2 protein-coding genes are annotated in these 1,246 nt (G+C 62.7%); both read right to left on the reverse strand.

All coding sequences use genetic code 11. The annotated features are described in order from the left end of the window. Positions 1 to 699: putrescine/spermidine ABC transporter permease (locus EN939_RS34760; RefSeq protein WP_127271888.1), on the reverse strand; the 699-nt coding region annotated here is incomplete at its 3' end. An 8-nt stretch (positions 700 to 707) separates the two neighbouring features. Further along, on the reverse strand, positions 708 to 1,246 hold a 539-nt coding region (locus tag EN939_RS34765), incomplete at its 5' end, for an ABC transporter ATP-binding protein (protein ID WP_164751535.1).

Raw genomic sequence — 1,246 nt, forward strand, 5'->3', positions numbered from 1 at the left:
TGTCGGCGGACAGCCGAGATCCTTGGCTGCCTCGATCAGCGAATAGTCCATCTTCTCAAGCGCGGAATAGAGCGGCAACACCATGAACGGCAGGTAGGAATAGACGATGCCGATGAAGATCGCCGTATAGGTGTTGAGGATGATCAGCGGCTGGTGGATGACGCCGGTGGCGAGCAGCAGCTGATTGAGCAGCCCTTCGGGCTTGAGAATGCCGATCCAGGCGTAGACCCGGATCAGGAACGAGGTCCAGAACGGTAGGATCACCAGCATCAGCAAGGTCGGGCGGATCGTCGCCGGCGCGCGCGCCATGCCATAGGCGATGGGGTAGCCGACGAGCAATGTCAGGACCGTCGAGACCGCGGCGATGATGACGCTGGTTACATAGGCGTTGAAGTAGAGGGCGTCCTGCGTCAGCCAGGCGTAATTGTCGAGGCTGAGTTGCTTCAGCTGAGCCAGGAACCCGGAAATGCCGCCGCTGAAATCGAGCGCCGGCGTATAGGGCGGAATGGCGATTGCCGTCTGCGACAGCGAGATCTTGAAGACGATGACGAACGGAATGAGGAAGAAAAACAGCAGCCAGACATACGGGATGATGATGACCAGTCGGCCAACGAAGGCAGCACCCAGCCTGGCAAGGATGGATTTGCCGGCATTGGATGCCGGAGAGGCTGATGAGGTGGTGACGGCGGCGCTCGACATGGTCGCCCCTACCGCGTCAGCACGACGCCGGCATCGGGCCGGAAGGAAACCCAGGCGCGGTCGTTCCAGCTCAACGGATCCTCGGTGATACGGGCCGCGTTCATGGTGCTCGCGCGCACCACCTGGCCGTCGTCCAGCCTGACATGGTAGACGGTCATGTCGCCGAGATAGGCGATGTCGTAGACCTCGCCCTCGATGGCGTTGACCGCCTCGGCCGGCTTTTTCGACGACACCTTGATCTTTTCGGGCCTGATGGCGAAGGTGACGGCCGTCCCGGCGCCGGCGGTGCCGGCATTGTCGGTGCGGATGGTGAGGCCGTTGCCGGCATCGATGCTGGCGCTGCCGGCCTCGCCACGCGCGATCTTGCCCTCGAACATGTTCACATTGCCGACGAAGCCGGCGACGAAGCGCGATCCCGGCGCCTCGTAGACTTCGGCCGGCGTTGCCACCTGCATCACCTCGCCCTTGTCGATGATGGCGATGCGATCGGCCATGGTCATCGCCTCTTCCTGGTCGTGGGTGACGACGACGAAGGTCAGGCCGAGGT

The sequence above is a fragment of the Mesorhizobium sp. M7A.F.Ca.CA.002.05.1.1 genome (assembly GCF_003998335.1).
Taxonomy (GTDB): domain Bacteria; phylum Pseudomonadota; class Alphaproteobacteria; order Rhizobiales; family Rhizobiaceae; genus Mesorhizobium.